At 61.8% G+C, this 7,687-nt stretch carries 10 protein-coding genes and 1 pseudogene; 6 read left to right on the top strand and 5 right to left on the bottom strand.

The window, feature by feature from the left end:
* The 5 genes from Q7V20_RS11510 to Q7V20_RS11490 form a co-directional block, all read left to right on the top strand.
* Positions 1-839, top strand: an 839-nt coding sequence (locus Q7V20_RS11510) for a creatininase (protein ID WP_304790853.1), incomplete at its 5' end; no start/stop codon positions are given.
* Between the two features lie 14 nt (positions 840-853).
* Positions 854-1,522 (top strand): cysteine hydrolase family protein, encoded by a 669-nt coding sequence (locus tag Q7V20_RS11505; RefSeq protein WP_304790850.1) that lies wholly within the window; start codon positions 854-856, stop codon positions 1,520-1,522.
* The gene (locus Q7V20_RS11500; protein WP_304790847.1) at positions 1,519-2,325 is read left to right on the top strand and encodes an N-acyl homoserine lactonase family protein; all 807 of its coding nucleotides are present in this window, start codon (positions 1,519-1,521) and stop codon (positions 2,323-2,325) included. Before Q7V20_RS11505 ends, Q7V20_RS11500 begins: the two co-directional genes overlap by 4 nt.
* A complete protein-coding gene (locus Q7V20_RS11495) occupies positions 2,322-3,026 on the top strand; it encodes a hypothetical protein (protein WP_304790845.1) in 705 nt (234 codons plus the stop codon). The genes Q7V20_RS11500 and Q7V20_RS11495 overlap by 4 nt, the downstream gene beginning before the upstream one ends.
* A gap of 168 nt (positions 3,027-3,194) precedes the next feature.
* The gene (locus Q7V20_RS11490; protein ID WP_304790842.1) at positions 3,195-4,715 is read left to right on the top strand and encodes an ATP-binding protein; all 1,521 of its coding nucleotides are present in this window, start codon (positions 3,195-3,197) and stop codon (positions 4,713-4,715) included.
* Between the two features lie 150 nt (positions 4,716-4,865).
* Here the strand turns inward: Q7V20_RS11490 and Q7V20_RS11485 are convergent.
* From Q7V20_RS11485 to Q7V20_RS11470, 4 genes and pseudogenes are all read right to left on the bottom strand, one after another.
* Positions 4,866-5,490: pseudogene (locus Q7V20_RS11485) on the bottom strand (CHAD domain-containing protein).
* Positions 5,423-5,830: a hypothetical protein gene (locus Q7V20_RS11480; protein ID WP_304790840.1), complete on the bottom strand. Its 408-nt coding sequence runs from the start codon at positions 5,828-5,830 to the stop codon at positions 5,423-5,425. The pseudogene Q7V20_RS11485 and the gene Q7V20_RS11480 overlap by 68 nt, the downstream one beginning before the upstream one ends.
* Positions 5,831-5,894: 64 nt before the next feature.
* Entirely contained in the window at positions 5,895-6,137 is a 243-nt protein-coding gene (locus tag Q7V20_RS11475) for a hypothetical protein (protein WP_304790837.1), read from the bottom strand.
* 13 nt (positions 6,138-6,150) lie between these two features.
* Complete coding sequence (locus Q7V20_RS11470) at positions 6,151-6,804, bottom strand: DUF6629 family protein (protein ID WP_304790834.1); 654 nt, start codon at positions 6,802-6,804, stop codon at positions 6,151-6,153.
* A gap of 131 nt (positions 6,805-6,935) precedes the next feature.
* Here Q7V20_RS11470 and Q7V20_RS11465 point away from each other — a divergent pair, with 131 nt between their 5' ends.
* On the top strand, positions 6,936-7,259 hold the full coding sequence (locus Q7V20_RS11465) for a hypothetical protein (RefSeq protein ID WP_304790831.1): 324 nt from the start codon (positions 6,936-6,938) through the stop codon (positions 7,257-7,259).
* 17 nt (positions 7,260-7,276) lie between these two features.
* Here Q7V20_RS11465 and Q7V20_RS11460 read toward each other — a convergent pair.
* Positions 7,277-7,687: hypothetical protein (locus Q7V20_RS11460; protein WP_304790830.1), on the bottom strand; the 411-nt coding region annotated here is incomplete at its 5' end.

The raw sequence follows: 7,687 nt of genomic DNA, 5'->3' as shown, positions 1-7,687 counted from the left end.
TGCGGCCAGGTGCTGGGGCCCAACGGCGGGTCGGTGATGCCTTGAACAGGAGTTTCTTGATGCGTACCGTGTTCATGAACGAGTTGTCCTGGGTTGATTACCAGGCCCTCATCCAGACCGAGCAACCCGCCATCCTCTTGCCCGTGGGGGCGCTGGAGCAACATGGGCCGCACCTGCCTTTGGGCACCGATGGCTTGCTGTCCAGCGCCGTCGCGGCCGATGCTGCTCGCCTGAGCAACGCCCTGGTCGCACCCACCTTGTCTTATGGCTACAAGTCACAACCCAAATGTGGCGGTGGCCAGCACTTCTGCGGCACCACCAGTGTCGATGCCGCCACCCTGATTGGCTCGGTGCGTGATGCCGTGCGCGAGTTTGCCCGCCATGGTGTCAAGCGCCTGGTCATCCTCAATGGGCACTACGAGAACCAATGGTTCCTGATCGAAGGCATCGACCTGGGCCTGCGTGACCTGGGGCCCCATGCCCAGCTGGAAGTGATGCGCCTGGAGTACTGGGATTTCATGACGCCACAGACCCTGGCCCACGTCTTCCCCGAGGGCTTCCCGGGTTTCGCTTTGGAGCATGCTGCCGTCATCGAGACCTCGATGATGCTGCACTACCACCCCGCCTTGGTCAGGCTCGATCTGATCCCCGACGAGCCGCCCGTGGACTTCCCACCCTACGACCTCTACCCCACGCGCACCGACTGGGTGCCCGCTTCGGGCGTGTTGTCGTCGGCAAAAGGCGCCGATGCGGACAAGGGCAAGCTCATGGCGCAAGAGGTGGCCCAACGCATTGCCCAGGCCATGGACACGGGCTTCAATCCACGCGCCCTTGCTTGAGAGCCGCAGCACCCATGCCTTCACGCTTTCTGCCTGGCGCCACGGCGCTCATCGTCATCGACATGCAGCGCGACTTCTGCGCGCCCGGTGGCTACGCTGCGCAAGCCGGCCTGGACACGGCACGATTGGCCCAGCCCATTGCGCACATCCAGGCCTTGCTGAAGGCCGCGCGAGCGGCTCGCCTGTTGGTGATCCACACCCGCGAAGGGCACCGCGCGGACCTGTCCGACTGTCCACCCGAGAAGCTGCAGCGCAGCATCCGGGCTGGCGCGGCCATTGGGTCTGATGGCCCCATGGGGCGTTTGCTCATCCGCGGTGAGCATGGTCATGACTTCATCGATGAACTGCGCCCCGCGCCTGGCGAGGTCGTGATCGACAAGCCCGGCTACGGTGCCTTCCACCAGACCGACCTGGCGCAGGTGCTGGCCAACCGGGGGATCACCCACCTCATCGTCTGCGGTGTCACCACCGAGGTCTGCGTGCATTCCACCCTGCGCGAGGCCGTGGACCGGGGCCTGGCCTGCACCACTGTGGGCGATGCCTGTGCCGCCAGCGACCCCGCGCTGCAAGCCCCAGCCTTGGCCATGATCAATGTGGAAGGCGGCCTCTTTGGCCAAGTGTTGGACACCGAAGCCGTGGTCACCGCCTTGACGACGATGGCACCGAAGGAATCGACCGCATGAGCCACGTCAAGAAGCTCTGGCCCTTGCTCACGGCCACGCACCGCTACGACAAATCCATCTCGACCTTCAACCGCGGAATGGGGCAGATGATCGACGCGCCCATCCTGGCCTACCTGATTGAAACGACGAACGGCCGCATCCTCTACGACGTGGGCTGTGACCACGCCAAGATCCATGACCCGGTGGCCCGGGCGCGCTACTACAACCCGGAAGTCTTCGAATTCGGTGCGCCCGACATGCGCGATGAACACCGCATCCCACACCACCTGGCGCGCCTGGGATTGAGCCCCGTCGATGTTGACCTGATCTTCATCGGCCACCTGCATTTCGACCACGCCGGGGGCCTCAAGGACCTGCGCCGCTGCGGGTGCGGCGCCGAGATCCATGTTCAGCACGATGAGCTGGAAGTGGCGCGCAGCGGCGCCGATGGCGTCGTCTTCGCCGACGATCTGCTGGACGATGCGGGCACCCCCATCCCCTTCACCACCCGGCAGGGTGAGTACACCTTGGTGCCCGGTGTGCAAGCCGTGTCCACCCCCGGCCACACCGTGGGCCACATGTCGATGCTGATCGAGATGCCGAAAGGGCCACCCATCTTGCTGGCCGGTGACGCGGCCGACCTGCAAGAGAACCTGGATGACGAAGTGGCGCCCGGCACCTTGTGGCTGGGGCGCGAACAGCAGGCCATCGACAGCATCCGCAAGCTCAAGGCCTTGGCGCGTGACACCGGCGCCTGGATCTGGCCCAACCACGATCTGCCTTTCTACCGCACCTTGCCCGCTTTTCCAGGCGCCTGCGAATGAGCCACCAGCCCGTGCCCGAGCGCTACCGTGGCGTCTGGTCACGCACCTTGCTGGAGACTCCCACGCAGCGGGACGACACCAGCCTGGTCCTGTGGATGCAGACCGAGCTGTGGCATGCGGACCTGCGGATCCCGCTGGCCGCCCGAGCCGACCGCATCAAAGCGCCTTTGTCTGCCATGAGCTCTGGGCAGCATCAAGCTTTGGCTTTGCAAAGCGGCTTTTGCGGCATCACGCAAGTTGAACGGCGCTCGCCACAAGAGGATGAGATCTGCACCTGGCACCGCCGCTTGGACTACCAGCCACCAGGCCTGTCGCCCGACGCGGGCTGGATGGTCTTCGAGTCCGACGACCGCGTCATCGAAACCGGCGTGCATGGCGTGTACCGCGAGGTCTGGGAGCGCCTGCCAGAATCCATCGGACCGTGCACGTTCCGCGAGCAGGCCGATGCGCAAAACCCAGTGCAGGTCACCAGGATCCTGACCGCAGGCCGCTGCATCATGCAGGTTCGCCCGCGCGCTTGTGCCTGGCCGACCGACACCCGGCCAGGCGACACCTTGACCGAGGTGGTGGCCAGGCACCCCACGCAGGCGTCAAGCCTGCTGGACTTCGAGGTCTCTTTCGGGGTGCTCGATGAGGGCGAGGGGCTGCGCTGGACCCTCCATCACTCAACCCTCCCGGAGCTGGAATCAACCCTCGGTTGATGCGTGTCAAACGCTCGAAACACCGGTAGTTTGCGCAGGATCAATGTGCGCCAAGTTAGCCCTGGAAAAATAATCCAGGGGACATTGCCATCGCATTGACCTTGTCCAAGGACTTTCGCCTGCGCATTGGTGCGGCCAGATCCTGGCTGCACGGCAAAGGAGAAAAATTTGACCACGGACCCCGATGTCTCAGAGCTTGTTCGCAAACTGGTGGATCATGTGCCCACCATGCTGGCCTATTGGGGCGTTGATCTGCGCTGCAAATTCGCCAACAAGGCCTATGAGCGCTGGTTTGGTCTGAGCCCCGATGAGCTGATGGGCATGTCCATTCGGGAGTTGCTCGGGCCTGTGCTCTTCGCGCTCAACGAGCCTTACATCCAAGGGGTCTTGCGCGGTGAAGAGCAACTCTTTGAACGCGTCGTGCCGGGCCCTGACGGGATCAAACGCCATGCTCTGGCCAGTTACGTTCCCGACGTGGTCGATGGACAGATCATGGGGTTCATCGCGCAGGTGACAGAGGTCACCGTGCTGAAGGAGGTGGAAGTTGCACTGCGCCATGAAGTGGATGAAAAGGGCCGTGCAATCTACTTGCTGCAAAAAAGTGACTCGGCGTTGCGCGAGGCCCAACGTCTCAGCCAGATTGGCAGTTGGGAGTGGGAAATCGAGCCGGACACCACCACCTGGTCTGACGAGCTGTTTCACATGTTCGGATTGGCGCCCTCCAGTGCTGGGCCCCCGGTGGCCCAGCAGGCAGCGCTCTTCACGCCAGCGTCATGGCAAAAACTGACCGACATCCTCGAGCGTACCCGTGCGACGGGTGAGCCTTATGTCATCGAGCTTGAGTTCATCAGGTCGGATCGGACCACCGGCTGGATGGAGGCCAGGGGCGAGGCGATCCGCGATGAGCATGGTGCCATCACCCGCTTGCGCGGCACGACCTTGGACATCACCGCCCGGCGACGCGTCGAGGAGGCTCGTGTGCAACGCGACGTGGCCGAAGCGGCCAATCTGAACAAGACCAAGTTGCTGTCTCGTGTCAGCCATGAATTGCGCACACCACTCAATGGCATCCTGGGCTATGCCCAACTGAACTTGCTGGATTCAAGTGCCAGCGAGCTTCAACGACAACGGAGCGAGGTCATCCTGGGGTGCGGCGAGCACATGCTCGATCTCATCAACGAGATACTTGATCTGTCCATGGCCGAGCAAGGCCACTTGAAAGTCGGCCGCATCCCGGTGGTGGTTCAGGAGGTCTTGGCGGCCTGCCTGATGGACCTCACGCCGATGGCGGCAAAGGCCGACGTTGAGCTGGTCAACCACCTCGACCAAACTGCGCCATTGCTGGCGCTCGCTGATCCAATCAGGGTTCGCCAGGTCATCAACAACCTGGTGTCCAACGCCATCAAATACAACCACCCCGGTGGCCGAGTCACCTTGTCGGCAGTTCAATCGGATTCCCACCTCGAGATCATCGTTGCAGACACAGGCATCGGAATGTCGACCGAGCAACTGGCTCGGCTGTTCACCCCCTTTGACCGGCTCGGTGCCGAGGCCTCCCGTGTGCAAGGGACGGGTGTGGGGCTGTCCCTGAGCAGAAAACTGGTGGAGCTGATGGGGGGCGAGCTGCTGGTCGCGAGCCAAGCAGGCCAAGGCTCGACCGTGGCCTTCAGGCTGATGCGAAGCATTTGAGTGCCTGCCAATCATGCGGATGCTTGTCCCGCTTTGGCCTTCTGGTGGCGCGGAACTGCTTTCACTGTTTCTTGAGATCACGCCTGATCTTGCGGTGGCCTTGCCGGAGCATGGTTGCTGCGCGGGCATCGCCAGATCTGCTGACTTGGTTCAGAAGTTTTTCGGAGTGAACTCCGCGGCGTAGCGCAGTTGCTTGGCCCATTTGCGAGCGCGATGGCACTCCTTGGCCGTGCCTTTCAAGAGGTGTCCGCCGGTTTTGGCAAGCTTGCGATGCAGTCGTGCGAGCAGCTTGGGGGCTTGTCGCTCCATGGAATCATTCATTGATTTGTCGGTGGCGCTTTGCACCCATGCCGCCAGTCCAAGCATCAACTTGGCGTAGCGCATGGAGCTCACCGCCGTGGCAGCAAGGTGTCGATTCTCATGAGCTGTCGATGAGACGGCCTGTTGAAGCGATGGCCAGGATGCCTTGGCCGGTGAGGCGGCCGCCAATGCTGGCAGCGGGCTCTCGGCCAGAACCTCCGAGTCTCGGGCTGCACCCAGGCAATCGTCCAGCCAGTGAAGCTCGCTGCGCAGAGCGCAGGCGGCGCAGATTGACACGCATCTGATGCACGCATTCTGGATCGTTGCTTCTCACCACACCGGGCGCATGAGTTTGAACTTGCGCCAGGCATTGAAGTGCAATGAGCTGGAACGAAACCGCCCCATGCTCAGTGAGCCAGGCCACGGTCTTGCCTGGCGGCTGCCAGCACAGATGCAAAGTCCAAGTCAAGGACATCAGCCGGTCGTCGGTTTCCCAAACAGACATTGGGCATGGCAAACCATTGAGCGAGCTGCCATCCATTCAGCTGGGGTGTGAGCTCATCCCTGATTCGTTCAAATGTTGATTTGACCGACAAGTTTTGAGGATCGAACTGAAACATGGGCACCCAGAATGCGTCTCGCCACTCAAAGAAGAACACCTTGCCCGATGCCATGAGCCTGGCAAGGCTGATGTAGTCACCACGTTGTCGTTCTTGAAGCTGCCGTTCCAGTTCTTCGGCCCTGACGGTACCTCCGCTGACAAAGAAGGCGCGCACCAGCGTCATGAAAACATTGTTGGACGGCGTGACACTCATGGTGAGATTCTCCAATCATCGTGCTTGAGAAAATATAGGCGCCCGATGGCGTGCAGACATTGCGTCAGATCAAATGAAGCGGTGCCTCAACGCAAGCCATCCCCGTCACCTGGGGTCGATCGCGTCCAGGCCGCAGGCTTGGGCCAGCCGCCAGCCGCCAGCCGCCAGCTCCAGCAAGGTGGATGTGTTTGTTTTGAGCAGGATGCGGGACCGGTGCGTTGGCGCTGCGGATCAGGCCGTCGCGATCGACCACCATCATGGCATCGACCACCGCTTGTATCAGGGGTTCATAGTCTGGATCACCCATGGTCACCTGCTGCTCAGGCCGTGCGCATGGAACGCCATGCCGGCTGAATGAAATGAAATAGCAGGATGAAGCTGAGGAGCGCCGCGAAGAAGCACCAGATCGAGATCACCCACTGCTCATAGATGGCGACCGTCAGACCGAGGCTGACCAGCACCGCGACCCCGAAGGCACGCAACACTTGGTGTGAGGACAGCATCAGCGACCCACAGGTGGCCGCCACGTAGGCCAGCATGAGCCATGGGCCGAAGACGTCCTGCCTTGCGCCTGCGTAAGCCAAATGTCCTGCGCAAACCTGAACGGTGATGGGTTCCGACCAGAGACTGAAGGCGAGGTAAGCGGTCAGAGCCAGCGAGGCTGCCCGTGCCATGACGATCAGACTGCGACGGCGGCCAAGCGGTTCTGCGCGCAGAGTTGCCCAAGGCATGTAGACAGGCCAAACCAGGTGCGAGAAGAGCGAATACAAGAAGGCGAGCGAACCCGCCATTTGTGTGTCCCCACGCCCCAATCCCATCCATATCAGGCCCTCGATGAGCTGCTGGATTCCGAAGAGCAGGGGAATGGCGGCAAAGGGCCGTTCTTGATCGGTTTGTGCCAGCGCCGTGGTCATCCCGCCGGTGGCGAACAACAAGGCAGCCGTGCCAAAGCTCGCTGAGGCGGAAAAACACATGGGTGGTCCTGCGTTGTGAGGCGGGTTGCCGCGCGACGCTGTTTTAGGCGGTCGGAGGTTTCGAATTTATTGATTCGCCCAAATTGACGGTTGCGGTAGATCAAGAAAATGCACGGTGAAAGGAGGGATCCATGCCAGCCTCCATCAGCTTGGCGCTAGCACATGGCCTGAACAGCCCGGCCAAAGGCTTGAACCCGCCTTTCGCCGCTGGTGAAGTCCAGCTCGTGGGGCCTCAGCCACATGCCCAACAGTGGGTATCGGCCTGTCGAATCGACAACCCTGGCGGCCCCTTCATGGCAGAGCTCGTTGCCCTGAACCGTGAGCAACATGACATCGGGTTTGCCGACCCGGTAAGTCGAGGCCGGGGCAACCAGCACCACGGCGTCAAACTGATCGAACGCAGGCCCGCAATACACGATGTCATCTTGCTGGCCGAACAGGGATCGAATCCATGACCACCAATCTCCCCTGATCAGTCCACCAGCCAGAGCGAATCAAGCTTGATTGGATCAAGCCATCCCGGGCCATGGGCCTTCAGCGACATCACGCCATAGCGTTCCAGTTTCTGGAGTTGGGCGTGAAGCACCTCGCTGTCAAGCGCGAGCCATGAGGCGAGATGTGGCTCAGAGATCAACCATGAGGTGGTCCCATCGGACTCCAAATCCTGGGGCTTGAACTCAGCCAGCTTGGCCAGGTGAGACAGCCCGGCCACCGTCCGCGCAAAGGCGGGCAGATCCCGCAGGCGGTAGGCGACGCGCCAATCCCTCATCAAAGCGGCACCCGCCGTTCGCATGAGCAGGTCGTTGATCAACGTTGTGGCCGGAGACAAGGCTTTGAGATCGCGCAGGGGGATGGCCAGCACCCTTGCCTTCGTGACCGCAAC

The sequence above is a fragment of the Aquabacterium sp. genome (assembly GCF_030652515.1).
GTDB lineage: Bacteria > Pseudomonadota > Gammaproteobacteria > Burkholderiales > Burkholderiaceae_C > Aquabacterium.
This window is presented reverse-complemented; position numbering and strand designations above follow the sequence as displayed.